General features: G+C 72.9%; 23 protein-coding genes. 7 read left to right on the top strand and 16 right to left on the bottom strand.

Annotated elements, in window-relative coordinates; translation table 11 throughout:
• The first annotated feature begins 8 nt into the window (after window positions 1-8).
• The 3 genes from IF99_RS0111890 to IF99_RS0111880 are packed head-to-tail and all read left to right on the top strand — an operon-like array spanning window position 9 to window position 2,795.
• Complete coding sequence (locus IF99_RS0111890) at window positions 9-983, top strand: glycosyltransferase family 9 protein (RefSeq protein WP_030996385.1); 975 nt, start codon at window positions 9-11, stop codon at window positions 981-983.
• A gap of 28 nt (window positions 984-1,011) precedes the next feature.
• A complete protein-coding gene (locus tag IF99_RS0111885; RefSeq protein WP_078655062.1) occupies window positions 1,012-1,896 on the top strand; it encodes a glycosyltransferase in 885 nt (294 codons plus the stop codon).
• Window positions 1,893-2,795: a glycosyltransferase family 2 protein gene (locus tag IF99_RS0111880; protein ID WP_030996383.1), complete on the top strand. Its 903-nt coding sequence runs from the start codon at window positions 1,893-1,895 to the stop codon at window positions 2,793-2,795. Before IF99_RS0111885 ends, IF99_RS0111880 begins: the two co-directional genes overlap by 4 nt.
• A gap of 50 nt (window positions 2,796-2,845) precedes the next feature.
• Here the strand turns inward: IF99_RS0111880 and IF99_RS0111875 are convergent, their stop codons facing one another.
• From IF99_RS0111875 to IF99_RS30760, 4 genes are all read right to left on the bottom strand, one after another.
• Window positions 2,846-3,979, bottom strand: a complete 1,134-nt coding sequence (locus tag IF99_RS0111875; protein ID WP_030996382.1) for an ANTAR domain-containing protein — start codon at window positions 3,977-3,979, stop codon at window positions 2,846-2,848.
• Between the two features lie 132 nt (window positions 3,980-4,111).
• A complete protein-coding gene (locus IF99_RS0111870; protein WP_030996381.1) occupies window positions 4,112-4,831 on the bottom strand; it encodes a GAF and ANTAR domain-containing protein in 720 nt (239 codons plus the stop codon).
• Window positions 4,832-5,101: 270 nt separating this feature from the next.
• Window positions 5,102-5,929 (bottom strand): SigB/SigF/SigG family RNA polymerase sigma factor, encoded by an 828-nt coding sequence (locus IF99_RS0111865; RefSeq protein WP_030996380.1) that lies wholly within the window; start codon window positions 5,927-5,929, stop codon window positions 5,102-5,104.
• Between the two features lie 255 nt (window positions 5,930-6,184).
• Window positions 6,185-6,646, bottom strand: a complete 462-nt coding sequence (locus IF99_RS30760; RefSeq protein ID WP_051703456.1) for an SsgA family sporulation/cell division regulator — start codon at window positions 6,644-6,646, stop codon at window positions 6,185-6,187.
• 234 nt (window positions 6,647-6,880) lie between these two features.
• On the opposite strand from IF99_RS30760, the gene IF99_RS0111855 reads away from it, so the two are divergent.
• The gene (locus tag IF99_RS0111855; protein ID WP_030996378.1) at window positions 6,881-9,106 is read left to right on the top strand and encodes a catalase; all 2,226 of its coding nucleotides are present in this window, start codon (window positions 6,881-6,883) and stop codon (window positions 9,104-9,106) included.
• 615 nt (window positions 9,107-9,721) lie between these two features.
• Here the strand turns inward: IF99_RS0111855 and IF99_RS30755 are convergent.
• The 11 genes from IF99_RS30755 to IF99_RS30740 form a co-directional block, all read right to left on the bottom strand.
• Window positions 9,722-10,819, bottom strand: a complete 1,098-nt coding sequence (locus IF99_RS30755) for a hypothetical protein (protein ID WP_158716595.1) — start codon at window positions 10,817-10,819, stop codon at window positions 9,722-9,724.
• Window positions 10,820-11,574: 755 nt separating this feature from the next.
• Window positions 11,575-11,808 carry a hypothetical protein gene (locus tag IF99_RS0111845; protein ID WP_030996376.1) on the bottom strand — a complete coding sequence of 78 codons (234 nt, stop codon included), beginning with the start codon at window positions 11,806-11,808 and terminating at the stop codon, window positions 11,575-11,577.
• A gap of 256 nt (window positions 11,809-12,064) precedes the next feature.
• Window positions 12,065-12,616: a sigma-70 family RNA polymerase sigma factor gene (locus IF99_RS0111840; RefSeq protein ID WP_051703455.1), complete on the bottom strand. Its 552-nt coding sequence runs from the start codon at window positions 12,614-12,616 to the stop codon at window positions 12,065-12,067.
• A 292-nt stretch (window positions 12,617-12,908) separates the two neighbouring features.
• Window positions 12,909-13,694, bottom strand: a complete 786-nt coding sequence (locus tag IF99_RS0111835) for a hypothetical protein (protein WP_030996374.1) — start codon at window positions 13,692-13,694, stop codon at window positions 12,909-12,911.
• A 147-nt stretch (window positions 13,695-13,841) separates the two neighbouring features.
• Window positions 13,842-14,360, bottom strand: a complete 519-nt coding sequence (locus tag IF99_RS0111830; RefSeq protein WP_030996373.1) for a copper chaperone PCu(A)C — start codon at window positions 14,358-14,360, stop codon at window positions 13,842-13,844.
• On the bottom strand, window positions 14,360-16,657 hold the full coding sequence (locus tag IF99_RS0111825) for a heavy metal translocating P-type ATPase (RefSeq protein WP_030996372.1): 2,298 nt from the start codon (window positions 16,655-16,657) through the stop codon (window positions 14,360-14,362). The genes IF99_RS0111830 and IF99_RS0111825 overlap by 1 nt, the downstream gene beginning before the upstream one ends.
• Entirely contained in the window at window positions 16,657-16,875 is a 219-nt protein-coding gene (locus IF99_RS0111820) for a hypothetical protein (RefSeq protein WP_030996371.1), read from the bottom strand. Before IF99_RS0111820 ends, IF99_RS0111825 begins: the two co-directional genes overlap by 1 nt.
• A gap of 207 nt (window positions 16,876-17,082) precedes the next feature.
• Window positions 17,083-17,760 carry a DUF5134 domain-containing protein gene (locus IF99_RS0111815; protein ID WP_030996370.1) on the bottom strand — a complete coding sequence of 226 codons (678 nt, stop codon included), beginning with the start codon at window positions 17,758-17,760 and terminating at the stop codon, window positions 17,083-17,085.
• Window positions 17,757-19,304: a PepSY-associated TM helix domain-containing protein gene (locus IF99_RS0111810; protein ID WP_051703454.1), complete on the bottom strand. Its 1,548-nt coding sequence runs from the start codon at window positions 19,302-19,304 to the stop codon at window positions 17,757-17,759. Before IF99_RS0111810 ends, IF99_RS0111815 begins: the two co-directional genes overlap by 4 nt.
• A gap of 426 nt (window positions 19,305-19,730) precedes the next feature.
• The gene (locus IF99_RS30745; RefSeq protein WP_267882241.1) at window positions 19,731-20,048 is read right to left on the bottom strand and encodes a DJ-1/PfpI family protein; all 318 of its coding nucleotides are present in this window, start codon (window positions 20,046-20,048) and stop codon (window positions 19,731-19,733) included.
• 33 nt (window positions 20,049-20,081) lie between these two features.
• A complete protein-coding gene (locus IF99_RS30740; protein ID WP_037826794.1) occupies window positions 20,082-20,312 on the bottom strand; it encodes a hypothetical protein in 231 nt (76 codons plus the stop codon).
• A 234-nt stretch (window positions 20,313-20,546) separates the two neighbouring features.
• Between IF99_RS30740 and IF99_RS0111800 the strand changes: the two genes are divergently transcribed.
• From IF99_RS0111800 to IF99_RS0111790, 3 genes are read left to right on the top strand one after another with little or no spacing between them, the layout of a single operon-like run.
• Window positions 20,547-21,605 carry an ABC transporter substrate-binding protein gene (locus IF99_RS0111800; protein ID WP_030996368.1) on the top strand — a complete coding sequence of 353 codons (1,059 nt, stop codon included), beginning with the start codon at window positions 20,547-20,549 and terminating at the stop codon, window positions 21,603-21,605.
• 56 nt (window positions 21,606-21,661) lie between these two features.
• Complete coding sequence (locus IF99_RS0111795; protein WP_030996367.1) at window positions 21,662-22,627, top strand: FecCD family ABC transporter permease; 966 nt, start codon at window positions 21,662-21,664, stop codon at window positions 22,625-22,627.
• Window positions 22,624-23,442, top strand: coding sequence for an ABC transporter ATP-binding protein (locus tag IF99_RS0111790; RefSeq protein WP_030996366.1), 819 nt, complete (start codon window positions 22,624-22,626; stop codon window positions 23,440-23,442). The genes IF99_RS0111795 and IF99_RS0111790 overlap by 4 nt, the downstream gene beginning before the upstream one ends.
• 56 nt (window positions 23,443-23,498) lie before the next feature.
• Here the strand turns inward: IF99_RS0111790 and alaS are convergent, their stop codons facing one another.
• Complete coding sequence (alaS, locus tag IF99_RS0111785) at window positions 23,499-26,144, bottom strand: alanine--tRNA ligase (protein ID WP_030996365.1); 2,646 nt, start codon at window positions 26,142-26,144, stop codon at window positions 23,499-23,501.
• Window positions 26,145-26,184: the final 40 nt, after the last annotated feature.

The following is a 26,184-nucleotide window of genomic DNA, read 5'->3' as shown; positions in this document are numbered from 1 at the left end:
AGCCGCCCATGTCCCCCCGTTCCCCGGCGCCCACCGTGCTGGTCCTGCGCGCCCTCGGTCTCGGTGACCTGCTCGCCGGGGTCTGCGCGCTGCGCGCCCTGCGGCGTGCGTTCCCGGGGCACCGGCTGGTCCTGGCCGCGCCCGCGGCGCTGCGCGAGGCGGCGCACGCGAGCGGCGCGGTCGACGAGCTGTTTCCCGCCGAGGCACCGGGGCGCGGCGTACCGGATCTGCGGCACTGGCCGGGTCCGCCGCCCGCGCTCGCCGTGGACCTGCACGGCACGGGCCCCGAGAGCCACCGCGCCCTCGCGGCCCTCTCCCCCGCGCGGCTCCTCTCGTACACGGCACCGCACCCCCCGGCGCCCCGGCCGCGCGCCGGGGACCACGAGCGGGTCCTGTGGTGCCGGCTCCTGACCGCGTACGGCATCCCCGCCGACCCCGGCGACGTGCTCCTCGCCCCGCCCACCGTGCCCTCGCCCGCCCCCGGCGCCGTCGTCGTGCACCCCGGCGCGAACTCCCCGGCGCGCGAGTGGCCTCGGGAGCGGTACGCGGAGGTGATCCGGGCGCTGCGCGCGGAGGGCAGGCGGGTCGTGCTCACGGGCGGGCCCGGCGAGAAGGACCTCGTCACAGATCTCGGCCGGGCGACCGGACTGAGCGACGACGACCTCTTCCCCGGCACCCTCCCCTTCGGCGCCTTCGCCGCGCTCCTCTCCGACGCCGCCCTGCTGCTCAGCTCCGACACCGGGCCCGCGCACCTCGCCGTCGCGTGTGCCACGCCTTCGGTGACCCTCTTCGGCCCGGTCCCGCCCTGGCGCTGGGGCCCGCCCGAGGACCCCCGGCACGCGGCGCTGTGGCACACGGGGCCGCCGGGCGACGCGAACGGACCGGTGCCCGACCGGCAGCTGCTGTGCCTGACGGTGCCCGAGGTCCTCACCGCCGTGCGCAACCGGCTCGCGGCGCCATCGGAGCGTGACCGCCGTGGCTGACCCCTCCGCCTCCCGCGTGACCGTCGCGATGATCACGCGAGGCCGGCCCGACAGCGCGCTGCGCACCCTCGACCGGCTCGCCGCGCTCCCCGAGCGCCCGCCCGTCGTCGTCGTGGACAACGGCACCGATCCCGCCGCGGCACACGCCCTCCTGTCCCACCCGAGCGCCCCGCACGTGCTGCGCCCCGGGCGCAACACGGGAGCGGTGGGCCGCACGCTGGCGGCCCGCCACGCCCGTACGCCCTATGTGGCCTTCAGCGACGACGACTCGTGGTGGGAGCCCGGCGCGCTCACGCGCGCGGCGGCGCTGCTCGATAGGCACCCGGCGCTGGGGCTGCTCGCCGCCCGCACCCTCGTCGGCGCCTCGGGGACGACCGAGGACCCGCTCAACGCGGTCCTCGCCGCGTCCCCGCAGCCCCTGGACCCGCGGCTTCCGGGGCGCCCCGTGCTCGGCTTCCTCGGCTGCGCGGCCGTCACACGCCGCTCGGCCTTCCTCACCGCGGGGGGCTTCCACCCGCTGCTCTTCTTCGGCGCCGAGGAGACGCTCCTCGCACTCGACCTGTCCGCGCGGGGCCATGGCGTCGCCTACGTGCCCGAGGTCGTCGCCCGGCACGCGCCCGACGGGGCCCCGCGCCCCGGGCGCGCCGCCTTGGTCCGCCGCAACGCCCTGCTGACCGACTGGCTGCGCCGCCCGCTGCCGCTCGCCGCGCGCCGCACCCTCGCCTGCGCCGCCGACGCGCTGCGCGGCGAGCCCGGCGCGGCGGCCGCGCTCGCGGGCACCCTCGACCGGCTCCCCCGCGCGCTCCTGCGCCACCGCTCCCCGCTCCCGCCCGGTACCGAGCGCGCCGTACGCCGGCTCGACACCGGCACGCCGCCACCCGCTTCCGCGATCCCTACGGAGGTCACGCGATGAGCCCCGCGCGGCCCGCCGTCACGGTCCTCGTCATCACGCACAACCGGCGCCCCGAACTCCTGCGCACGCTGGAGAAGTTGCGCGCGCTGCCCGAGCGCCCTCCGGTCGTCGTCGCGGACAACGCCTCGCGGGACGGCAGCGCGGACGCGGTCGCCGCGCGCTTCCCCGAGATGCGGCTGCTGCGCCTGGACCGCAACCACGGCGCGGTGGCCCGCAATATCGCGGCGCGCTACGCCCGTACGCCCTACCTCGCCCTGTGCGACGACGACACGTGGTGGGAGCCCGGCTCCCTCGCGCGCGCCGCCGAACTGCTCGACGCGGCCCCGCGCCTCGCCGCGGTGACCGCGCGGATCGTCGTGGAACCGGGCGGCGCGGAGGACCCGGTGGTCGCTGAGCTGCGCGACTCGCCGCTCAGCGGCCCGGCGTGGCTGCCGGGGCCCGCGCTCGGTTCCTTCCTCGCCGCCGCGACCGTGCTGCGCCGCGACGCCTTCACCGCAGCGGGCGGCTTCCACCCGGGGCTGTGGCTGGGCGGCGAGGAGGAACTTCTCGCCGTGGACCTCCAGCGCGCGGGCTGGTGGCTCGCTTACAGTCCGGAACTGACGGTGCACCACGCTCCTTCGACGGTCCGCGACAGCACCGGACGGCGCGTCCTCGGCCTGCGCAACACCCTGTGGTTCACGTGGCTGCGCCGTCCCGCCCGCTCCGCCCTGCGCCGCACCCTCCACCTGGCCCGCACGGCTCCGCACGACCGCGCCACCGCCCGCGCCTTCGCCCAGGCCCTCGCGGGCCTGCCGTGGGTCCTGCGCCGGCGCTCCCCCGTCCCGGCCTGGCTGGAGGCCCGCCTCGTCGCCCTCGAAGCGGCGCAGCGCGCCGGGACGGCACGCCGCTACGTGGGCTGAGCGGCCGGTCGCCCGCGCCGCCGTCGGCTACGAACAGAGCGGGGAAGCCCTCACCCGCGTGCCTGTCCGGCGGCCACGCGCGCCCGTGCGTGCAGGTACTCCAAGGCGTCGAGCACCACCGTGCGGCGGTGCCAGTCGAGCCACTCGCCCGCCTGCGCGAGCAGGAGGTCCAGGGCCTTCCACTCGATGTCCGTCGGCTCGGCGCCGCCCGTGGCCCCGTACACCGTCAGGACGCCCGCGCCCTCGCCGCTGAGCGAGGGCAGCGGCAGGTACCAGGCCCGGCCGATGCCCGCCGCGCCGAACGCCCGCCGGGTCTCCTCGTCGAGACGCTCGTCGGCGAGCCCGTCCACGAGCGCGACACGGGTGCCCGAACGCAGCGCGTCCGTCGCGGGCCTCCGGTCGGCGCCGTCCGGGGCGCGCGTGAGGTGGTCGAGGAGCGCGTCCGGGAGGCCCTGCTGGGCCTCGTACTGGAGGCCGATGAGCGGGTCGACGACGTGCAGCAGTCCGCTCTCGCCGTGGACGCAGCGCAGCCCGGCCCGGAGCAGGGCCTCCGCGAAGGCGCTGCGCGGCACCCGGCTGCGGCGCAGCCCCGGGGCGAAGGCGAGGGGCGGCGCGGGGGTCCGGGTGCGGCCGGGAAACCACTGCGCGCTGTTCTCGGCGGGCCGGGGCGCGCTCAGGAAGACGGAGGCGAGGGTGCGGAGCTTGACGTTGTGCCGCTGTGAGCTGGCGCGCAGCAGGTCGAATGCCGTGTCGGCGTCGGGGAGTCCGTAGCGTTCCTGGAGGATGCCCTGCGTCTGGGCGATGAGCGGGCGGGTGCGCAGATTCGCGCGTAGATCACGCAGTTCGGCCGCCGCGCTCTGGCCGGACGGCCTCGTCCCCTCCTCGCCCGTCGCGCTCCACGCGCCGGTGAGGACGAGGGGCTGGAGGCGTCCGGCACCCGTGGACCGGCCGCCGTCGAGGACGAGGCGGACGAGCCGCTGGGCGGCGGTGTCCGAGAGCTGGGCGTCGAGGCCGAGTTCGAGCGCGATGTAGGGCCCGGCCGAGGCGGCACCGGCTTCTTCCAGGCAGCGGATGAACGCGGGCCACGCCTCCTCGTCCAGCTGTCCGGTGAGACGCACCGTCGTCACCTCGGCGGAGGGCCACGACCGGGTGGTACGGGACAGCGTGAAGGGACTGGGGGCCACGGATACATCTCCTGAGCAGCGTGAAGCGACAGGCCACGCTGCTGGACCCGTGGAACACCCTAAGGTATCGGGCGCTCCCCCGCGCGCCGGGCCCTGCCGTTCGCCCCCGCTCCGCGCCGCACGGGCGGCACGTCAGGTGCGGGGGTTCCAGGCGCCTTCTTGCGGAGGGGTGCCCGAGACGCTCTCGACGAGGCGCGCGCACAGGTCACGCAGCTTGACGTTGCGGTTCTGCGAGGCCAGGCGGAGGTAGGCGAACGCCTCTTCCGCGGTGCAGCGTTGCTGCCCCATGATCACGCCCATGGCCTGGTCGATGACGGTACGTGAGCGCAGCGCCGCCTGGAGGTCGGCGGCGAACCGCTGGGCGTCGAAGAGGCGGACCGCGAGGACGAGTCCCCCCGCGGCCTGGGCGGCGAGGAGCCTCAGCGAGTCGATGTCCTTGGCGGAGAAGGCGTCGGGGGCCGGGGCGTAGAGGTTGAGCGCTCCGGCCATGCCGTCCCGCTCGCGCAGCGGCAAGGAGAGCGAGGAGAGCGTGCCGTGCGCGGCGGCGAAGGGCGGGTAGCCCCCCCAGCGTTTCTCGGCGCGCATGTCGGTGACGTGCACTTCCTTGTCGTTCCGCAGGGCCTGGAGGCACGGGCCGTCGTCGATGTCGTACTGCTTGTCGTCGAGCGGAGGGGCGCTCGCGCCCGCGCTCGCGACGGTGAAGGGGCGCCCGTCGCGTTCCAGGGTGATGCCGCAGCCGTCCGCGCCGGGGGTGCGCCGCCGGGCCTCGGCGGTGACTTCGGCGAGGAAGGCGTCGAGCGTGTCGGTCTCCAGGAGGAGCGACTGCACGTCGAAGGGCACGTGCTCTGCCATGGTGGCTCTCCCTCCCGCCGGGCTCCGGCGTGCCGCCGGGACCGGCCGGGTGCTGAGGTCCTGTCCTTCCACCCTCGCACGGTGCCCGGCGGCACGGGTACGGGAGGGGCACGCCGACGGGAACGCCGATCGGACCGGCGTCCTCGCCCGGGATCGCCCGTCGGGAGACCCTCTTCACGCCTGCGTGACCCGTTCGAGTGATGGCCCCGGGTGGGTGCCCGTCGCGCGCGACCCGGAGCGGGGCCTCCCCCGTGCCGGCCCCTTGGGACTTCAGGCGGGACCGCTCCCGGCGAGGGCCTCACGCGGTGGGCGCGCCTCCACGCGGTGCTTGACCTGCGCACACGCCTGCGTGATCAGCCGGGAGACGTGCATCTGCGAGAGCCCGAGTTCGGCGGCGATGGCGCGCTGGGTGCGCGCGTGGAAGAACCGCAGGTAGAGGATGTACCGCTCGCGTTCGGGGAGCGCGGCGAGCGCGGGACGCACCGACTCGCGGTCGACGACGATCGCGTAGGCGGGATCGTCCACGCCGAGGCGGTCGCGCAGCGGGTGCTCGCCCTCGGGCAGGGGAGGCCCGTCGAGCGAGACGGGGCGGTAGCTGTCGAGGGCTTCGAGCCCCTGGCGCACTTCCTCCTCGCTGAGCTTCGCGCCTTGGGCGAGTTCGGCGACGGTGGGGGTGCGGGGCGCGGTGCGCGGGGCGAGTTCCTGGAGTGCCGTGCGGACGGCGTTGCGGAGTTCCTGCACGCGGCGCGGTACGTGCACGCCCCAGGTGTTGTCGCGGAAGTGCCGCTTGAGCTCGCCCTGGATGGTGGGCACCGCGTAGGTCTCGAAGGCTTCGGACACCTCGGGGTCGAAGCGGTCGACGGCCTTGAGCAGACCGAGCGCGGCGACCTGGCACAGGTCCTCCAGGTTCTCGCCGCGTCCCCGGTAGCGCCCGGCGATGCGGTGCGCCATGGGGAGCCAGGTCTCGACGAGGCGGGCACGCTGGCGCTCCCGCTCGGGGCCGGGGGGAAGCCGTCGCAGAAGCGTGAAGCCGCACGTGCCGCCGGAGCCGCCGACGCGCTCCGGTTCCTGCCGGTGGGGAGTGGTCGTAGTCACCACGTCGCTCCTGTCAACGCTGGTCAGGGGATGACGCTGTCCAGACGCGCGAAAGAGCGGCGGAATCCGCGCACACGCGACCAGGGGTCATCGCGTGCCTGATTCCTAAGCACCGCTGTCTCGTCTATCCTCCCGATTCCCTCTCACACCGCATCTTGTGGACTTTCCCTTCCGCGCCCCCTCCGCCACGGAGACGAGTGCGCACCCCCTCACCCCGCGTCACCGCTACGGCGGCGTCCCGCGCCGGTCACGGCACCGTCAGCGCAGCAGTCGCGCCGCCACCTCGTCCCAGTCGATCCGCGCCGCCTCGGTGCCCACGGGCACCAGTTCCTCGGTGTACGCCAGCCAGCGCCGCAGCACGTGCCGGTCCGTCGCGAAGGACGCCGAGGCGCCGGGCACCCCGAGCCGTACCACGACCGCCCCCTCCCGCCCCGGACCCGGCACGGGTGCGACGCGCACCTCGCCGAGCCCGCTGCGCGTACGCGTCCCGGCGAGCAGCAGGTCGCGCGAGAGCACCCAGCGCACCTCGCGGTCCCGCGCCGGGCACAGGTCGAGCGCCACCTCGTACGGCCGTCTCGTGTCGTACGAGAGCCGGGCGGCCACCGGCACCTGCACTCCGCTCGCCCGGATGTGCCGGAAGACCGTCTCGCACACGCTCGTACCTTCCTCGCCGTGGCCCGCCGTCCCGTACGAGGCCGCCCCGCCCCTTCGCTCCGTCATGTCGCTCCCTCTCCGGCCGGGGCCGTCCCGCCTTCGTCACTCCCGGGGTGGGTTCCCCCGCTGCGCGGGTGAAACATGGCCGTTCCCAAGCCGCCGGCGACCGGGGGATGACGCGGCCTCACCCGCCCAGCCCCAATCGGCGAAGAACACGCGTGAGTCCCCGTGCGCCGGGTACCCCGGGGGCGGCCCGCAGCACGCGGCCCGCCCCCCACGTACGAGAAGAGGCTGTTCCCCATGCCCACGAACCCCCTGGCAGTGCCGCCGGAGTCCTCCGACGAGCACCACGTCCCCGGCGTGCCGTCGACCGTCACCCCGGAGGTGGCCGAGCCGGTCGAGCCGCGCGAGCCCGCGCCCCCGAAGGGCGACCAGAGCGGTCCGGCGACCGGAACCCCGACGGGCGCGCCCACCGGCGTGCCCCAGAAGGCGGTGGCCCAGCAGGGCGAGTGGCTGACGACCGCGCAGGGCGACCGGATGCACGACACGGACCACTCGCTCAAGGCGGGTCCGCGCGGGCCCGTCCTCCTCCAGGACCACCACCTGCGCGAGAAGATCACCCACTTCGACCACGAGCGGATCCCCGAGCGTGTCGTGCACGCGCGCGGCGCGGCGGCCCACGGCGTCTTCACCGGCTACGGCACCGCGAGCGGCGTGACGAAGGCGGCGTTCCTCGCCGAGGGCGTCGAGACCCCCGTCTTCGTGCGCTTCTCGACGGTGCTCGGCTCGCGGGGTTCCGCCGACACCGTGCGCGACACGCGGGGCTTCGCGACGAAGTTCTACACCGAGGAGGGCGTCTTCGACCTCGTCGGCAACAACATCCCGGTGTTCTTCATCCAGGACGCCATCAAGTTCCCGGACGTCATCCACGCGGGCAAGCCGCACCCGGACCGCGAGATCCCGCAGGCGCAGAGCGCGCACGACACCTTCTGGGACTTCGTCGGGCTGCACACCGAGGCGACCCACCACACGCTGTGGAACATGTCCGACCGGGGCATCCCGCGCTCCTACCGGATGATGGAGGGCTTCGGCGTCCACACCTTCCGGCTCCAGAACGCGGCCGGCGAGACGACGCTCGTGAAGTTCCACTGGAAGCCGAAGCTCGGTGTGCACTCCCTCGTGTGGGAGGAGGCCCAGCTCGCGGCCGGCGCCGACCCGGACTTCCACCGGCGCGACCTCGCGGACGCGATCGAGGCGGGCGCGTTCCCCGAGTGGGAACTCGGCATCCAGACCTTCCCCGACACCCCGGAGCAGACCTTCGAGGGCATCGACCTGCTCGACCCCACGAAGATCGTCCCCGAGGAACTCGCTCCCGTGCGGCCGATCGGGCGGCTCGTCCTCAACCGGAACCCCTCGAACTTCTTCGCCGAGACGGAGCAGGTCGCCTTCCACCTCGGCCACCTCGTCCCCGGCATCGACGTGACGGACGACCCGCTGCTCCAGGGCCGCCTCTTCTCGTACCTGGACACGCAGATCACGCGGCTCGGCGGCCCCAACTTCGCCCAGCTGCCCATCAACCGCCCCCACGCCCCGGTCAACGACATGCTGCGCGACGGGATGCACCAGACGGCGGTGCACCAGGGCGTCGCCCCGTACCGGCCGAACTCGCTCGACGGCGGCTGCCCCTTCCTGCCGGGCTCGGCGCAGGGCGCCGACATCGAGGTCCCCGCGCCGGTCGCCGCCTCGCGCAAGGTCCGCGAGGCGCCCGAGTCCTTCGACGACCACTACAGCCAGCCGCGCCTGTTCTGGCGCAGCATGAGCCCGGTCGAGCAGGAGCACATCATCGGCGCGTACAGCTTCGAGCTGGGCAAGTGCTACGAGCAGGCGGTCAAGGAACGCGTCCTGCTCACGCTCGCGCACATCGACGAGCGGCTCTGCTCCGAGGTCGCGGCCTCGCTCGGCCTGCCCGCCCCGGCCCCGGCCACCGGCTCCGACGACGGCCTCGTGAGCCCCGCGCTCTCGCAGCTCGGCCAGGAGTGGCCCACCGACGGCCGCATCATCGGCGTCGTCGTCGCGCCGGGCGCCGACCCGGAGGGCGTACGGGCGCTGCGCGACGCGGTGTTCGCGGCCTCCATGGTGCCGCTGGTCATCGCTCCGGCGGGCGGCACGCTCGACGGCGTCCCGGTGCAGCGGACCTTCACGACCGCGCGGTCCGTCGAGTTCGACGCGCTGCTCGTCGCGGGCGCCCCCGCCCCGGCCGCCGACGCGCTGCCGGTACGGGACGCCAAGACGGGCGCCCAGGGCGCGGATGTCGAGCCCCGGCTCTCCCTGCTGCTCGACGAGGCGTACCGGCACGGCAAGGCGATCGGCGGCTGGGCCGGCGCCGAGACGGCCCTCGCGGCGGCCGGGGTGCCCCAGGACGCGCCGGGCGTGGTGCTCGGCGGCTCGGGCACGGAGGTGTTCGAGCAGCTCACCACCCTCCTGCGGACACACCGCGTCTGGGACCGCTTCCCGGCCGCTTCCTGACGTCCGGCGGGAGTCCCGGCGGCACCTCACGCGCCGCCGGGGGTCCGCCCGTCCCGCCCCGCCCGGGCAGGGACGGGCGGACCCCCGGAAGACGAAGAGGGCGGACCCCTCCGAGGAACGCCGGGGCTACGAGCACGCCCGCGCGTTCCCTCCCGCGACCACTCGCGGCGCTCGCGGCACGGGGAACGGCACCGCGTACGGCTGTCCGCACACCCGACGCCCCAGGCCGCCCGCGCGCCCGGCACCCCGGCCCGGTCACCTGGCCCCACCGACCGGCCCCGCCCGCCCCGGAAAGCTCAGCCCAAGAAGCTCAGCCGGACCTGCCGGTCCGGGTTGTCCACGTTCGTGTCCACCAAACTCCGTTAAGGCAACTGCCAGAGTAGCCGCCGAACACGACTTGGTGCGCTCTTCGTTCGGCACGAAAAGGGGGTTCGCACCAGATGACTGTTCGCGCCGGTGTTCGGTTATCCGAGTCGTTGGGAGCCGCTATTGGGGAGCCGACGAAGGTTCCCGGCTTCCGATCGGCTCCTCGTCCGTCGCTCCTGCCGGCAGACGGCACCGACGCCGCGCGAACGAGCTTCCTCGCAAGGCCACATGGCAAAGCGCGCTTGCGCTTCAGGCCCGGTCCGCGCCGCGAAGAATGTCGACAAGATCCGCAGGGGCGGGCATCCGCCCTCGGAGGAAGATGACCGCTCCGAATGTGATGACGAAGCCCAGCAGAGGGCCCAAGGCGTCAGAGGGGATCCCGCAGGAGACCGCCGCAGTCATAGCAGCGACGACCCCAGCACCAAGGCCGAAGAACCGCAGGTACTCTCCCCGGGTCGCGGAGATCGCTGGGTCCAGACGGTCTTGGTCGAGAAGCCGACCGAGTCGTCCCTCCGCGTATCGCTCCGCGATGATCACGAGCATGACAGCCAATTCCCTCAATGCCTCGGCTGGTTCGGCGTCCTGCCGAGCCTCAGCCGCCCGCAGTGCGCCGACCACCTGCGCAGCATGCGTCTTGAGGACTCTGCGGTGCTGAGTGCCGATCTCCGCGAGCCCAATCGTGTTTCGCCAATTCGATTCCGACACGACGTAACGCGTCTTGTACGCCCGCCAGATGACGCGTTCGGCGGACCGCATCGAGACGCGCGGGACCCCAGCTACGCCAGTCCCCTGCGACCACTGTTGATGTGCGCGACTGCACCGTGCGGCGGACACCAATAGAACTACGACCGGCAGGAAGTCACCCCGCTCGCCCCTCTGCCTTTCCCGTCGCTCGCGCTCCCGCTTCGCTCGTTCGCTTCCATGGAAGAAAAGGCTCACGCCGCGCACGGCAACGATCACTGTGACAACGAGGAACAGCAACAGCACGACCCGCAGTCCGAAGGCAAGGCCGGGTGGACTGTCCCAGACACGCCCGCGCGATGTCGTGACAGACGTCACCTTCCATGTGCCCCATCGCAGCGCGTCGACCACGCCGTTCAGGATTGAACCGCCCGTCACCGCAGTGGCCATCATCACCCAGAGGGTCAGCATCATCGGCACCTGAGTCAGGAACCTCTGCCACCACAGCAGCACACATTGGGGAGCCAACCCCGGCAGATTGTCCGGCACATGCCCACTCGTGACAGGAGCAACTGTCGCGCAGGTCTGCTCGATGAAAATCGAGGTTCGTTCCCGTGCGAAGGCGTCCCGTCGTCTGCGGACCCGCTCTACAGTCTGCTCACGCAAGGGCGGCCATAGCTTCCGGCACCATAAATCCCATACCCAAAGCACGAGGAGGGCCCCCGCAACCACAGTTGCCACCCTCAGCGTAGTCATCATGACGGAAGTCTTGCTGACCCCACGGACATCACGCATTCAACGAGCAGCAACATGGGAGGGCGACTGCCTTCAAGGAATCCCACGCGCGACGCGCTGAGGAGGGCTGGTGTTTCCCAGCCGCCTCTCCAACTGCCGCACCGCCTTGGTCGCCGGGCGCAACCGACGGCCTGGGCCCGGCCATCACCCGTCGCCTCACCGCCTACGGCGCCGTTATGGCCCTCGTCCATCTTGGTGTCGGCCAGGCGCCGCGGCCAGACCGACTGCCCACATCACGTGCGCCGCGACCCCCTTGGGCCACCTCCGCAGTTCCGAGGCCGTGCAAACCCTCTGCCACGGATCGCGACCGGTTGAGTGAAGCGAGGAGGGAGACGCGGGCCGACTGCCCTCAGACAAGTGCGCGTCGGCGTACTCAGCCGAGCACGGCGGGAGTCGTACAAGCAGGCTTGTTGTGGGGGCCACGGTGATGAGGAAGCCGCCGGGGCGATGAACACGCCGGCGTGAAAGCGATCAGCCTTGGGGGGGTGGCACTCGATGCTCGCGGGGGCGGACGTGGCCCCCACTGCCCACGAGTAGCTTTGAGGCAGAGGGAGCCACCAGGGAGTCGTCCGCGGGCCGGCGTCCTGCCTAGCGCGAGATTGAGGGTTTTCCGCAGCAGCGCACCGTCAGGCGGCGAACACGCCGTCCAGGCTGCCCGCCTTCGCCTCGTTCACGAGGTCGGCGAACTGGGTGGGGCTCATCTGGACGCGTTGGCCGAAGTCGTCGGTGAGGACGATCCGGCGATCCTCGGTGGCGGCGGGGTCCACGAAGAGCTGGGGGCAGCCGCAATTGCAGTTGCCGCAGAACGTGGCAACCGGTTCGAGGGAGGTCAGGTCGAGGACGCTGGGCTCGTGGGTCATGGGGACACCTTCCGCCGGGGCCGCGCTCTTGGTGGCGGCCTTGGACGAGGCGGATGTACCCGCGTATGGCCGGGAGTTCACTCTTGTCGTCCCTCCGCGTAACCGGGGAACTCCCCTCGGTACCGCGCCGACTACCGAGGGGGACGTGCGCCCGCCGGGACGAGGACGGAGCGGGCGCGCGTCCAGCCCAATCCTTGTGCGTGCGGACGGGGTGCGGCTTCCCGTCCCGTCCGCACGCTTCCGGAATGCGGCCGGGCTATGCCGCGAGGGCCCGGCTTTCGGTCTCCTCCTCTCCCTGTTCCAGTCGCGTGGTCAGGGCGCTGCGCGCCCGTGCGACCCGGGAGCGGACGGTGCCGATGGGGCAGCCGGCCTCGCGGGCGGCCTCCGCATAGGAGAGACCGAGGAGCTGGGTGAGCACGAATGCCTGGCGGCGGTCGTACGGGAGCGCCGCCAGGAGGTCCTGGAGCACCACCCCTTCCTCGAAGCCGGGCAGTCCGGTCGGCTGGTTCCGCTCGACGGTCAGGCACCAGTCGTCGGTGTCGGCGCGCAGGGGGCGCGCGGCCGCCCTGCGGAAGTCGTCGACGACTGCGCGGCGCGCGATGGCGAGCAGCCAGGTGCGGGCCGAGGAGCGGCCCTCGAAGCGGTGCAGTGTCCGCAGCGCGCGCAGGAAGGTGTCCTGCGCGAGGTCCTCGGCTGCCTGGGGGTCGGCCGAGAGGTGGGCCACGTACCGCACGACATCGCGGTGCAGGGCCCGTACGAGGACGGTGGCGCGCTGTGGCCCGCGCGGGGCGGGCAGCGTGGTGTTCATCGCCAGGTGAGTCCTTCACGGATCGGTCCGGGGACGGCGGAACACGTGGGTGGCGCACGGGGCACGCGGCGGGGCGAGCCTGACCTGCGCACGGTTCCGGATCTCCGGTGAACGGGGCACCCTGGCCCTCGGGGGCCGGGTGTGCCGGAGGACGCCCCGTACGGATGCGGGTACGGCTCGCCGTCGCGAACGCGTGCGGGCCGCCGCTCCGTGCGGGTACGCCACCGGGCGGCCGGTCGGTGGCCGGTCGCGTGCCGGGTGGGGTACGTCCTCCGGAATGCCTGCCGCGTCGTCAGAACGCGGCGAGCACCCCGGGTGGCCCGCGCCGTTCCAAGGCGCGGGCGCAGCGCAGGCCCTGGGGCAGCCGGTCGCTCAGTCCCTTGCGGGGACGCAGGCGGCGGCGCGGCGCGGGCAGCGGGGCCGTAAGGAGGGGGCGGAGCGGGGCACGCAGCCAGCCGGCGACGGCGCGCAGGACCTGGAAGACCGCGCGTTCCCCGTGGGCGAGCCAGATGCCGCAGATCAGCGCGGCCAGCACGTGCGCGGCGAGCATGCCGGTCGAGGACATACCGCCCATGTCATGGCCCATGTGGGCCATGGACACAAGCGAGCCCGAGTGGTCCATGCTCGCCATGTGGCCCATGGCGGAGTGGTCCATACCGGCCATGTCGCTCATCCCGGCCATGGCGGAGTGGTGCGTACCCGCCGCGGGGTCGGCTCCCGGAGTCCCGCCCGCGAGGCCGCTGTCGTCGACGGAGCACAAGTTGTCGTACGGGGACGTCGTGCGCGCGGCCGTCGGCATCCCCGTCCCGCTTACCGGGCCGAGGGCGGACTGCGCGGCGGTGAAGGCGCTGTGCAGGACGCCCTGGGTGGCGACGGCGAGAGCCGTCACGAGCCAGGGGCCGCGCTCGCGGGCGGCGAACCACCAGCCGGGGAGCGCGAGGGAGAGGAAGGCGACGGCGAGCACCCAGACGGGAAGCGGCGTCGCCGACATGAGGACGTGGCCGGTCGCGGCGAGCGTGACGGAGACGGCGGCGAACATCGCCGCCCTCAGCACACGTCCTACCGGTCCGGCTTCCATGGCGCCTCATCCTCCCATCACGGGGCGGCGGGCGACATGGCAGGGTGTCCCGCTCGCCGCTATTGCCGGGAAGGTCGCGCATGGCGGGAAGTCCCGGCATATACGGAGAGGAAATACCGCCTTTGCGGGGGTCATGAGCGCGGTGTCCTACGGGCGGGGCAGTCCGTCCGTGTCCGCGCCGGGGCGGACCACGACGGCACGGACCGTGAGGGGCGCGCCGTGGGCGAAGCGCAGGGTGAAGGAGACCTGGTCGCCGGGATGCCACGTGCTCTTGGGCTGTACGGTCACGTCGACGCCGTGGGGGCCCATCGTGAGCCCGTTCTCGGCCGGGACGGGCACGGAGTTCACAGGCTGCCGGTAGGCGGCGCCGGAGGTCGTCATGCGGTGGCGGCTGAGCGCGGGGGACGTGACGGTGTCGGGCGAGGTCAGGCCGGTGAGCAGGTCGGCGGAGCCGCCGTCGTTGCCGAGGGTGAAGAAGGCGGCGGTCTCCGGGGTCGTCCCGAGCGGCTGGTAGACGTACGCCTTCGTGACGGTGACGTGGGCGGGGCTGCCGGCGCGTCCGCTCGCCGCCCAGGTGCCGAGACCGGCGAGGGCGAGGCCGCAGGCGAGGACGGGGACGCCGACAGCGGTGAGCGGGGCGCGCAGGCGCGTGAAAGTGCCGGGCATCAGAAGGCCGCCCTCGGGGACGGGCGCCGGCGGGCGGCGGCGGGCGCCGGTTGCCAGTGGCGCAGGCGGAGACTCCCGAGCACGACGAGGACGGAACTGAGCGACATCGCGGCGGCGGCGAGCATCGGGTTGAGCAGGCCGACCATGGCGAGCGGGATCGTGACGACGTTGTACCCGAAGGCCCACAGCAGGTTTCCCCGGATGGTGGCCAGGGTTCGGCGCGAGAGGCGGACGGCGTCGGCGAGCGCTTCGATGTCGTCGCGTACGAGGGTGACGTCGGCGGCGCCGATGGCGACGTCCGTGCCGGTACCCATGGCGATGCCGAGGTCCGCGCTCGCGAGTGCCGCCGCGTCGTTGACGCCGTCGCCGACGACGGCGACGCGCTTGCCGTCGGCGCGCAGGGCGCGGACGAGTTCGGCTTTGCGCTCGGGAGTGCAGCGCGCGTAGGTCTCGGCGATGCCCAGGGCGGTGGCGACGGCGCGGGCGGGTTCCTCCTGGTCGCCGGTGGCGAGGACGGGGTGGATGCCGAGGCGTCGGAGCCGGTCCACGGCGTGGTAGCTGCCGGAGCGTACGACATCGCCGAGGGCGATGAGGGCCTCCGGGCGTCCGTCGATCCGGACGAGGACGGGAGTGTGGGCGGCGTCCAAGGCGGCGGTGAGCCCGCGGGCGAGTTCGGGGGGCAGCTCGCCCTCGGGGGCGCCGACCTGAACGAGGCGCCCCTCGACGTGGCCGCGGACGCCGTTGCCCGGGGTGGCGGAGAAGTCCTTCAGCGCCGCACCGCCTACCGTGCCTTCGGCGAGTGAGCGTTCGGCGTGCAGGACGAGTGCGCGTCCCAGCGGGTGTTCCGAGCCCGTCTCGACGACTGCGGCGAGCCGCAGCACCTCTTGGGGTCCGGGGCCGTCGGTGCGCGCCGTGAGAGCGGTGACGGTGAGGTGTCCCGTGGTCAGCGTGCCGGTCTTGTCGAGGACGACGGTGTCGATGCGGCGCAGTGCTTCGAGCGCTTGCGGGCCCTTGACGAGGACGCCGAGTTGCGCTCCGCGCCCGGTCGCCGCCATGAGCGCGGTCGGCGTCGCGAGGCCGAGCGAGCAGGGGCATGCGACGACGAGGACGGCGACGCACGCGGTGAAGGCCGGTTGCGGGTCGGCACCCGCGCCCAGCCAGAAGCCGAGCACGGTGACCGCCAGGGCCAGGACGACGGGCACGAAGACCCCGGCGACCGCGTCGGCGAGCCGCTGGGCGCGCGCTTTCCCGGCCTGGGCGTCGGTGACGAGTGCGGTGATCCGCGCGAGCCGGGTGTCCGCGCCGACCGCCGTCGCCCGTACGAGCAGGAGTCCGCCCGCGTTGACCGCTCCGCCCGTGACAGGGGAGCCGGCGGCGACCTCGACGGGCCGCGTCTCACCGGTCACGAGGGAGAGATCCACTGCGGACACGCCTTCGACGACCTCACCGTCCGTGGCCACCCGCTCCCCGGGACGCGTGAGGAAGACGTCGCCGACTGCCAGGCGGGCGGCCGGGACGGTCCGTTCGACGGCTCCGTCGCGTACCGTCACCTCCTTCACACCGAGCTCGGCGAGCGCCCTCAGAGCGGCCGAGGTGCCCTGTCGGGCGCGGCCCTCCAGGTGGCGGCCGACGAGGACGAAGAGCGGGACGCCGACCGCGGCTTCGAGGTAGACGTGGGCCATGCCGTCCGAGGCGGTCGGCAGCAGTGTGAACGCCATGCGCATGTCCGGGTCGCCCGCGCCGCCGAGGAAGAGGGCGTAGGCGGACCAGCCGAAGGAGGCGAGGACGCCGAGCGAGACGAGGGTGTCCATCGTGGCCGCGCCGTGCCGCAGTCCGCGCCACGCCCGTTCGTGGAAGGGCCACGCGCTCCAGACGGCCACGGGCGCGGCGAGCATGAAGCACAGCCACTGCCAGTCGCGGAACTGGAAGGAGGGCACCATCGACAGCACGAGAACGGGGACGGCCAGGAGCGCGGTGACCAGAAGGCGCTGGAGGGGAGACGACTCGGGTTCCTCGTCCTCCTTCGTGCCGACCCGCGAGACGGGTGGCTCGGGAAGCCGGGCGGTGTAGCCGGCCTTCTCGACGGCGGCGACGAGCGCGTCCGGTCCGATGCTGTCCGGGTGGCTCACCCGCGCCGTGCCGGTGGCGAGATTGACCGTGGCGCTGACGCCGTCGAGCGCGCCGAGCTTCTTCTCGACCCGGCGCACGCAGGCGGCGCACGTCATGCCGCCGACGACGAGATCCGTGGTGGCGAGGCCGGGCTCGGGCGCCGTACGGGGAGCGGATTCGCGGCCCATCAGTGCCCCATTCCGCTCATGCCGTCCCCGTGCTGCGAACCGGGGTCCGCGTCGTGGTGGGAGACCCCGCGCAGGTCGGGGGCGACGGGTCCGGCCAGGTGCCCGGCCCCGTACGAAACGGTGAAGAGGGCGGCGAGCAGCAGCAGAAAGCCCCCGAGCAGCGCGTACGGCGCGGGGGTGGCACGCCGTCCTGCGGGCGGCGTCACCGAGTGGTCCATGAGCGGGGCTCCGGCATGAGTGCGGGTGGTGCGGATGGTGCTTGTGGTGCGTACGTACGGTCCAGGAGTCGGACGCCGCGCGACGCGAGTTCCCCGACCGGCGCGTGACCCGCGTCACACAACGGACTCCTGCCACACCGACCCCCCGGAGCCGCCGCGCTCCGGAGCCGTGCGACAGGAGTCCGCCTTCCCCCGCGCTCCGTGGCCTCACACCATGACGACGAACATCACCGCCATGCCGAACGCCATGAGGCCGTGGCAGCCCAGGTCCCAGGCCGCGTGCACCGCGCCGCTCGATGCCGCGCCGGTGCCCGGAACGCCGGGGGCCGCCGCACGGGGAGCCAGGCGCCCTGTGTCGAAGCCGCGCGCGAGCCACCACAGGGCGAGCGCGAGGAGGACCAGGGCGAAGAGGGTCGCGCTCCAGCGGTCGCCGGTGGCGCTGAGTGTCATCGAGGCGAGGGCACCGGGGGCCGACATGTCCATCCCCGGCATGTCGTGCGCGTGTCCCCCGCCCATGCCGTCCATGGACATGCCCGAGGACATCGCGGCGACCATCCAGGCCATGGCGGCGGTCATGACGGCGTGCGGAAGAGCCGCCACGAGCGCGCGCCCGCGCGACTCGGTCGCGTTCGGCAGGCCGAGGGCGACCAGCAGGAACCACGCGGCGGCGGCGGAGAAGAACACCACCTGCGGAGTCGTCGGCAGGTTCATGCCCCAGGACCAGGCCATGGCGAACATCGCGAGGGCCATGACGGCGTGCAGGCCGTGCGCGAGGCGGGCGCTCCAGGAGTGGGAGCGTGCCGCGAGGGCGCGCCACAGGCCGTGGGCGGCGAGGGTGCAGAAGAGCAGGGTCAGTATCCAGCGCAGCCCGGTGGCGGCGATCATCGGGCCATCTCCTTGGGGTTCTCGTCCCGGGGGCTCTCCTCGGGTACCGGTCCGGTGCCCGCCGGGCTCGGCTCGCGCCGGCGGCGCCGTACGTGGCCGAGCGTCAGGTCCACGAGCAGGAAGCAGACGAGGGGCAGTCCGAACAAGGGGAGGAAGTACGCGAGCACTGCGCCGATGGCGACGAGGGGGGCCATGACCTTGCCGGGGACGCGCCGCCAGGCACCCCGCGTCGGTGGCCTGCCGACCTTCCTTCCGCTCGCGCGGGTGGGCCTGCGCAGCCACCACATGCGGTAGCCCCAGAAGAGCATTCCGATGAGGGCGACGGCGATGAGAGCGAGCACGATCTGGTTGGCGAGCCCGAACAGGAGTCCCATGTGGGCGTCGATGCCCCACCGGGTGAGCTTGGCGAGGACCGGGAAGTCGTCGAAGGCCAGCTTGTCGGTGACCTTGCCGGTGGCCGGGTCGATGGCGACCGAGTCCTGCTGCTCGGGCCAGTGCCGGGTGTTCTCCCCCACGACGTAGGTGCTCTTCGCGTCGGCGGGCGGGGTGATGACGAGCTTGCCCTTGAGGCCCTCGGAGCGGGCGATACGGACCGCCTCGTCGAGATCGATCCTCGGCGCGGAAGCCTGCGAGGGGTCCGAGGCACCCGGCCCGCCCGGGTCGTCCACGGCGTCCGAGCTCTCACCGCGCCCGGTGACCGTCGAGACCGCGGGCGTGGCACCGCCCAGCGAGTCCTGGATCTTGCCGATGTTCGTGCCGGCGTGCGCGGACCATGTGAGCCCTGTCGCCGACAGCGCCAGGAACCCGATCGAGACCCACAGCCCGACCGCTCCGTGCCAGGACAGTGTGCGCTTACGGCCCTTGGGGCCCCGGCTCGGCACGAACAGCTTGCGCAGGCGCTCGCGCCCTCGCGGCGATCCCGCCCAGAGCGCGAGACCGCCGAGCACCTCGACCCACAACCAGCTCGCGGCGATCTCACTGTAGTTGCGGCCGAAGTCGCCGAGGTGGAGTGTGCGGTGCAGGCTGTCGAACCAGGAGCGCACCGGCAGCCACTCGCCGAACGTCCGCAGTGTGCCGCGGACTTGCGCGTCGTAGGGATTGACGAAGGCGGTCTGCGAGTAGCCCTCGGGCAGGCCCTTGACGTTGAAGGTGACCCGGGTGGTGTCCTCGCGTCCCGCTCCCTTGGTGACCGAGACCAGTTGCCCGCCGGGTATCGCCTCGCGCGCGGCTTCGACCTGCGCGGCGAGGGGCTGGGCCTCCCCGTGAGGGGTGACCTTCAGTTCGTGGCGGTAGACGACCGACTCGATCTGCGGGGTGGCCGTGTACAGCAGCCCCGTGACGGCCGCGATGAGCAAGAAGGGGCCGATCAGGATGCCCGCGTAGAAGTGCAGGCGCAGCAGGAGGGGGCGCAGGCCGCTCCAGGCGCCGCCGTTCTTGGGCGCGGGCGTCGCGAAGCCCTCGGCGGAAGAGGAGTATCCGGCGGCGGAATCGGTGGCACCGCCCTGTCGTTGCCGGGGCGGCGGGGCTGCGGGGGTCTCGGTCATCGGCTCTTCCTTGTGCGTGGACCGGTGGGACGGTGACGTACAGGAGTCGGTGCGAGGCATGCGTGAGTTCCCGCACACGGAGTGTGACGCGGGTCACCCCGGAACGTACGAGGGCCCGGGGTCGCCGGAAGAGCCCTGGGACGGAAGTTGTCCGGGAAGGGAACCACGGCGCGGCGGAGAAAAGGGGTGAGGAAGGAAGTCGGCGCCGGAGGGCGATGGGTTCCCCGGCGGGCGTAGGACGATCCTCACGGGCGAACTACGACCGTGACAGGCCATGACAGCGGTCGGTCCGTGTCAGGATGCGGTCTCGCCGGGCCACGGGGAATGCGCCTTCCCGAACGTGGCCCGGCGCCCGCCCGCCGGTCTCGGGGCGTCGCCACGCCCGCCTCCCCGGTACGGGCCGCGACCGGCGGGCTCTCACCTCGCTCAGACGGCGTGCCAGACGGTTCCGCGCCGCTCGTACTCCATGATCCGCTCGACCGCGAGTGCGAGGTCGGGGCCGCACTCGCGCGTCACGGGCCACAGTGCGAGGTCGATGCCGCTCGTGACGCCGCCCGCGGTCACGAGGTTGCCGTCGTCCACGACGCGCGCGTCCACGACCGTGTCGCCCTGGGCGGCGAGTTCGGACTTGACCATGTGGTGGGTCGTGCACGGCCGCCCCCGGGTGAGCCCGGCCGCCGACAGGACCATCACTCCCGTGCACACGCCCGCGATGGTCACTCCGGCCTTCTGGGCACGGACCAGGTCGCGGTGCGTGGCGGCGTCCTCGATCAGCCACTAGTCACCGCCCGGCACGATCACCACGTCTCCGGCTTCCGGTTCCCACACGTCCGGCACGATCAGGCGCGTGCCGAAGAGGGTCGTCACCTCACCGGGGCCCGAAGCGCGCACGTACCGGGCCGATACGTCGGCACTCTCGTGGGCGGCCCATCCGAGCACGTCGCGCGGACCGGTGAAGTCCTGTTCCTCGGCACCGTCGTACAGCAGGATCTGCACCCGCAGAGTCATGGTCTCCTCCTTGTTTCGCCGACGGACCGGGAGAATCCGGCCGCGCTCAAGAAGTCCGCTCCGGGCGGCAGGGAGTTCCCGCGCTTCCGCACGGAGCGCGCGCGTCCCCACGACATGTGAGGCACCGCGTGGAGAGCCGCGTCACACCCCGCCACCGGGAACTACTCCGCACTCCGCGCCGACTCCTGCAACGGCATCCCAATACCAGCCACTTGACGAACGAGGAGAACTTCCATGCCGACTCCCCGGCCGGCGGCCATCGCCCTCGCGGGCCTTCTCTGCCTGAGCGCCACCGCCTGCTCCGATGGCGACTCGGGCGAGACGAAGAACCCCGGGAAGGCCGGTGCGCGAAGTGCCGCCGCCTCTCCGGCCGCGAAGGATGCGTACCCCGTCGCGTTGAAGAACTGCGGTCAGGAGCAGGAGTTCGACAAGGCGCCGAGCCGCGTCGTCGTCATGAACGGGGCATCGGTCGCCGAGGTCTCGACGCTGCTCGCCCTCGGTCAGGGCGAGCGCATCGTCTCCAACCAGCAGTCCTACGGCATGTCCGAGGTGCCCGGGCGCGCGGAGGCGATCAAGAAACTGCCGACCGGCGGGGTGAAGCCCAACGACGCCTTCGACATCCCGCGCGAGGCGATGATCGGCTTGCGTCCCGACTTCGTCCTCTCGACCACCGCCTACGGCTTCGACGCGAAGAACGGCTTCGCGACGCGGGAACAGCTCAAGGAGGCCGGGGCGCGCACCTACGTCTCGCCCGAGGGCTGCGGCGCGGACAACCTGGGCCTGACGATCGACGACAGCTACACGCTCGTGCGCGACATGGGCAAAATCTTCGGGGTCGAGGACCGCGCCGAGAAGATCGTGGCCGCCGAGAAGCGGAACATCGACGACGTCGCCACCAAGGTGGCGGGGGCGAAGAGGCCGAAGGTCATGGTGATCTTCTCGAACATGGTCATGGGCGGCAACGACTTCAGCTCGATCGCCGCGCACGGCATCTACAACGACATCCTCGCCAAGGCCGGCGGCTCCAACGCCTTCGCGAGCGCGTCGAAATCGTCCTTCGCCGACCTCAGCAAGGAGAAGGTCGCCGCCACCGACGTCGACGCCCTCGTCGTCGTCAGCTACAACGACCCGGACCCGGCGGGATACGCCAAGAAGCTGCTCAAGGAGTTCCCCCAGTGGACCGCGGCCAAGAAGAACAAGTTCGTGGTGCTGTCCGACTCGATGTACCTCGGCCCCAGCAACGACGTGGCAGTCCAGAAGATCGCGAAGATGCTCCATCCCGACGCCTTCTGAGCCGCCTCCCCCTGTGGGCGGGAACGCTCGGGCTCACGGCGGCCCTGCTGGTCTCGATGGTTCTCGCGGTCGGTATCGGCGCCGTCAACGTCCCGGTCGGCGACGTGTGGACGGTCCTCGTCCATCACGTCAGCGGCCGGGGTCCGGTCGACGACGTGGCGCTCGATCAGATCGTGTGGCAGTTCCGTACCCCGCGTGTGGTCCTCGCGGCCGTCGTGGGGGCGGGACTCGCCGTCACCGGGGCCGTGCTCCAGACCCTCGTCGCGAACCCGCTCGCCGACCCCACCGTGCTCGGTTTCTCGCAGGGAGCCTCGCTCGGCGCGGTCCTCGTCATGACGCTCGGCGGGGCGGGGCTCGGCGGGATCGGGGTGTCGGGCGCCGCCTTCGTGGGCGCGCTCCTCGCAGGGCTGCTCGTCTTCGCGCTCGGGCAGCGCGGAGGGAGGCTCGCGCCCACGCGGCTCGTCCTCGCCGGGGTCGCCGTCGGCTATGTCCTGCTCTCCGCAACGAGCTTCGTTCAACTACGTGCTACCCCGACGGAGTTGCGGGGGGTCATGTTCTGGATGCTGGGCAGCGTGTCCGGGGCCCGCTGGAGTCAGCTTCCCACCGTCACCATTGTGGTGCTGCTCGGTACGGCGCTGCTCGCCCTCTGTGGGCGGCGCCTCAACGCGCTGCTCGCGGGCGACGAGTCGGCGACGTCGCTCGGCGTGGACGTGCACCGCACGCGCGCGCTGCTGCTCGTGGCGAGTGCCCTGCTCACCGGGACCCTCATCGCGGTCGCGGGCGGCATCGGCTTCGTCGGCCTGATGATCCCGCATCTGGTGCGGCTCTCACGGGGCGCCGACCACCGCAGTCTCCTCCCGTTCAGCGCGCTCCTCGGCTCCGTCTACCTGGTCCTCGTGGACCTGCTCTCCCGGACCCTCGACCGGCCCAACGAACTCCCGCTGGGCATCCTCACCGCGCTGCTCGGAGCCCCCTTCTTCCTCTGGCTGCTGCGCCGCAACAAGGGACTCGACGCCGCATGAAGCTCACTGTGGACGGACTGCACGTATCGCTCGACGCCACGCCCGTCCTGCACGAGATCGGCCTCGACGTGGGCCCGGGCGAGATCGTGGGCCTCGTCGGGCCCAACGGAAGCGGAAAATCGACCCTGTTGCGGACCGTCTACCGTTCCCTCCGGCCGGTCGCCGGGGTCGTCCGGGTGGACGGGCAGGACGTGTGGCGGCTCTCCGCGCGCGCCGCCGCCCGGCACACCGCCGCCGTGCTCCAGGACGGTGCCGGCGCTGGCGGGCTGACCGTCGCCGAGACGGTGGCCCTCGGCCGCACCCCGCACCACGGCGTCCTCGGACGCGACGGCGAGAGCGACCGGCACGCGGTCACCGAGGCCCTGGAGAGCTGCGGCATCGCCGCGCTCGCCGACCGTGACCTCACCTCACTGTCCGGCGGCGAGAGGCAGCGGGTCCTGCTCGCCCGCGCCCTCGCGCAGGACCCCGAACTGCTCGTGCTCGACGAACTGACGAACCACCTCGACATCCGCGCCCGCTTCGAGCTTCTCGGCCTGATCCGCGCCACCGGGATCACGACCCTCGCCGTACTCCACGACCTCGATCTGGCCGCCCGCCTCTGCGACCGCCTCGCCGTGCTCCACCACGGGCGCCTCGTCACCTGCGGACCCGTTCTCGACGTGCTGACACCGGGACTCTTCCACCAGGTCTTCGGCGTGCGTGCCCGTGCCGAACGCCACTTCGACGGCGTTGTCCGCCTCACCTACGAAGCGGAACCACTGGCCGACCCGCGCGACACCGAGGCCAGAGGCGCGGGCCACGGGCTCAGCAGGTAGCGACCGCACCGGCTTTCGCGCTCTCACCCCCTCCCCCCGGCGGCGAGCAGCGGCGCCTACCGCGCCGTCAGCAGACCGCGCAGCGCCCGCAGCGCCTCCGTCGTGTCGTCCTCGCCGAGCCCGCCCCCTTGGGCCAGGAGGGGCGAGCCGCCTCCCCGGCCGCCGAGGAGTCGCTTGACGAGTGCCCCCGCGTTCAGGCCGCTCTCGGTGGCCGACTTCGTGAGCGCCAGGACGAGATTGCCTCCCGTTGTCGCGACGGCGACCGCTCCCGCAGTGCGGGCGGGAAGGTGGTCGCGTACGGCGGTGGCGAGGGCACGCGCCTCCGCAGGCGTGTCGTCGAGGGTCGTCGTGACGGTGAGGACACCGGCGACGTCCTCGGCCCGCGCGGCGAGTTCGGCGGCACGCGCGCTCGTGGCGCTCTGCCGCAGCCTCGTGTTCTCGCGCTCGACGGCCTTGAGGCGGTCGAGGAGCGCGGCAACACGCTCGGGCAGTTCGGCGCGCGGCGCTCCCACCTGCTCCGCGAGCCGGGTGACGAGATCGCGTTCACGAGCCAGGTAGCCGAAGCCCTCGATGCCGACGGCCGCCTCCAGCCTGCGCATTCCCGCACCGACCGAGGTCTCGGCGGTGAGGGCGATCGTGCCGATCTGCGAGGCGTGGGCGACGTGCGTGCCGCCGCACAGCTCGCGCGACCACGCGCCGCCGATCTCCACGACGCGGACCTCTTCACCGTAGGTCTCGTCGAAGAGAGCGAGCGCGCCGAGTTCCTTCGCCCGCGGAAGGGTCATCCACCGCACGGAGACGGGCAGATCGCGGCGCAGGGCACGGTTGGCGCTCTCCTCGATCTCGGTGCGTACGCCCGGGGTCAGCGCGCCGCGCCAGGGGAAGTCGAGGCGCAGGTGTCCGGGACGGTTGTAGGAACCGGACTGGAGGGCGGTGGGGCCGAGTACCTCGCGCACGGCGGCGTGCAGCACGTGGGTGCCCGAGTGCGCCTGACGGGCGCCGAGCCGCCATTCCGGGTCGACGGCAGCGTGTGCCGTCTCCCCGGCGGCGAGTTCACCCGCCGTTACGCGGACCTGATGGGCGACGAGGCCGGGCAGCGGGCGCTGCACGTCGATGACCTCGGCCTCGAAGGAGGCGCCGGTGAGCCGGCCCGCGTCGCTTTCCTGGCCGCCGGACTCGGCGTAGAAGGGCGTCCGGTCCAGGACGACGGTGGCGATCTCGCCCTCGCGTGCCACCGGTACGGGTCCCTGGCCGCCGAGCACGGCGAGGATCTTCGACTCGGTGGTGAGGGTGTCCCAGGCCCGCCAGTCGGTAGGGCCGTGCGTGTCGCGGATCTCGCGCAGGGCCGTGGTGTCGGTGAGCGCGCCCGACTTCCGGGCGCGGGCGTCGGCACGGGCGCGCTCGCGCTGGGCGGTCATGAGCGTGGTGAAGCCCGCCCGGTCGACCTCGATGCCCTGCTCGGCGGCCATCTCCAGGGTGAGGTCGATGGGGAAGCCGTAGGTGTCGTGCAGGAGGAACGCCTTCGCGCCCGGCAGCGCGGTGCTCCCCTCGCTCTTCAGCTCCTTGACCGCCGTGTCGAGCACCGTGGTGCCCTGGCGCAGCGTCGAACGGAAGGCGTCCTCCTCGCCGTAAGCCTGGTCACCGATGCGTGCGAAGTGCTCGGCGATCTCCGGGTAACTGGGGGCCATGCAGTCCCGGGCGGCGGGCAGGAGCTCGGGCAGCGCGGGATCGCCGTAACCGAGCTGGCGCATCGAGCGCACCGCGCGGCGGATGATGCGGCGCAGGACGTAGCCGCGTCCCTCGTTGCCCGGAGTGGTGCCGTCCGCGAGAAGCATGAGGGCGGTGCGTACGTGGTCGGCCACGACGCGCAGGCGGACATCGGCCTGGGCGTCGCTCCCGTAGCGGACTCCGGCGAGGGCCGCGGCGCGGTCGAGGACGGGGCGGGTCTCGTCGATCTCGTAGAGGTTGTCCTTGCCCTGGAGCAGGGTCGCCATGCGCTCCAGCCCCATGCCGGTGTCGATGTTGCGACGGGGCAGCTCGCCGAGGATCGGGTAGCCGCTCTTCCCGGTGCCCTCGCCGCGCTCGTACTGCATGAAGACGAGGTTCCAGAACTCCATGTACCGGTCCTCGTCCACGGCCGGGCCGCCCTCCCGGCCGAGGGCCGGGCCACGGTCGTAGTACAGCTCGGAGCAGGGCCCGCAGGGACCGGGGACGCCCATCGACCAGAAGTTGTCCTCGTCGCCCCGGTCCACGATGCGTTCCTCGGGCAGCCCGGCGATCTCGCGCCAGATGCTCCGGGCCTCGGTATCGGAATGGTGGACGGTGACCCAGATCCGGTCCGGATCGAGGCCGTACCCACCCTCGGCCTGCGCCATGGTGATGAGCTTCCACGCGAAGGTGACGGCCTCCTCCTTGAAGTAGTCGCCGAAGGAGAAGTTGCCGTTCATCTGGAAGAAGGAACCGTGCCGTGTCGTCTTGCCGACCTCCTCGATGTCGAGGGTGCGCACGCACTTCTGCACACTCGTCGCGCGCGGCCACGGCGCCGGTTGTTCGCCGGTCAGATACGGCTTGAACGGCACCATCCCCGCGTTGACGAAGAGCAGCGTCGGATCGGGCGTGGGCAGCGGGGCGCTGGGGACGACGGTGTGGCCGCGGGCGGCGAAGTAGTCGAGGAAGCGGCTGCGGATGTCGGCGGTACGCAAGGGAAGTGCTCCGGGGTGGTCGGGACGGCTGGGAACGGGG

The sequence above is a fragment of the Streptomyces sp. NRRL F-5630 genome (genome assembly GCF_000719475.1).
Taxonomy (GTDB): Bacteria; Actinomycetota; Actinomycetes; order Streptomycetales; family Streptomycetaceae; genus Streptomyces.
The sequence above is the reverse complement of the archived record's forward strand: the minus strand, read 5'-3'. Positions and strand labels throughout refer to the sequence as shown.

Coding starts and splice junctions, on each gene's coding strand:
- IF99_RS0111890 (WP_030996385.1), top strand. CDS start 9: ATGTCCCCCCGTTCCCCGGCGCCCACCGTGCTGGTCCTGCGCGCCCTC.
- IF99_RS0111885 (WP_078655062.1), top strand. CDS start 1,012: ATGATCACGCGAGGCCGGCCCGACAGCGCGCTGCGCACCCTCGACCGG.
- IF99_RS0111880 (WP_030996383.1), top strand. CDS start 1,893: ATGAGCCCCGCGCGGCCCGCCGTCACGGTCCTCGTCATCACGCACAAC.
- IF99_RS0111870 (WP_030996381.1), bottom strand. CDS start 4,831: ATGGCAGAGCACGTGCCCTTCGACGTGCAGTCGCTCCTCCTGGAGACC.
- IF99_RS30760 (WP_051703456.1), bottom strand. CDS start 6,646: ATGACGGAGCGAAGGGGCGGGGCGGCCTCGTACGGGACGGCGGGCCAC.
- IF99_RS0111855 (WP_030996378.1), top strand. CDS start 6,881: ATGCCCACGAACCCCCTGGCAGTGCCGCCGGAGTCCTCCGACGAGCAC.
- IF99_RS0111845 (WP_030996376.1), bottom strand. CDS start 11,808: ATGACCCACGAGCCCAGCGTCCTCGACCTGACCTCCCTCGAACCGGTT.
- IF99_RS0111840 (WP_051703455.1), bottom strand. CDS start 12,616: ATGAACACCACGCTGCCCGCCCCGCGCGGGCCACAGCGCGCCACCGTC.
- IF99_RS0111835 (WP_030996374.1), bottom strand. CDS start 13,694: ATGGAAGCCGGACCGGTAGGACGTGTGCTGAGGGCGGCGATGTTCGCC.
- IF99_RS0111830 (WP_030996373.1), bottom strand. CDS start 14,360: ATGCCCGGCACTTTCACGCGCCTGCGCGCCCCGCTCACCGCTGTCGGC.
- IF99_RS0111825 (WP_030996372.1), bottom strand. CDS start 16,657: ATGGGCCGCGAATCCGCTCCCCGTACGGCGCCCGAGCCCGGCCTCGCC.
- IF99_RS0111820 (WP_030996371.1), bottom strand. CDS start 16,875: ATGGACCACTCGGTGACGCCGCCCGCAGGACGGCGTGCCACCCCCGCG.
- IF99_RS0111815 (WP_030996370.1), bottom strand. CDS start 17,760: ATGATCGCCGCCACCGGGCTGCGCTGGATACTGACCCTGCTCTTCTGC.
- IF99_RS0111810 (WP_051703454.1), bottom strand. CDS start 19,304: ATGACCGAGACCCCCGCAGCCCCGCCGCCCCGGCAACGACAGGGCGGT.
- IF99_RS30740 (WP_037826794.1), bottom strand. CDS start 20,312: ATGACTCTGCGGGTGCAGATCCTGCTGTACGACGGTGCCGAGGAACAG.
- IF99_RS0111800 (WP_030996368.1), top strand. CDS start 20,547: ATGCCGACTCCCCGGCCGGCGGCCATCGCCCTCGCGGGCCTTCTCTGC.
- IF99_RS0111795 (WP_030996367.1), top strand. CDS start 21,662: ATGGTTCTCGCGGTCGGTATCGGCGCCGTCAACGTCCCGGTCGGCGAC.
- IF99_RS0111790 (WP_030996366.1), top strand. CDS start 22,624: ATGAAGCTCACTGTGGACGGACTGCACGTATCGCTCGACGCCACGCCC.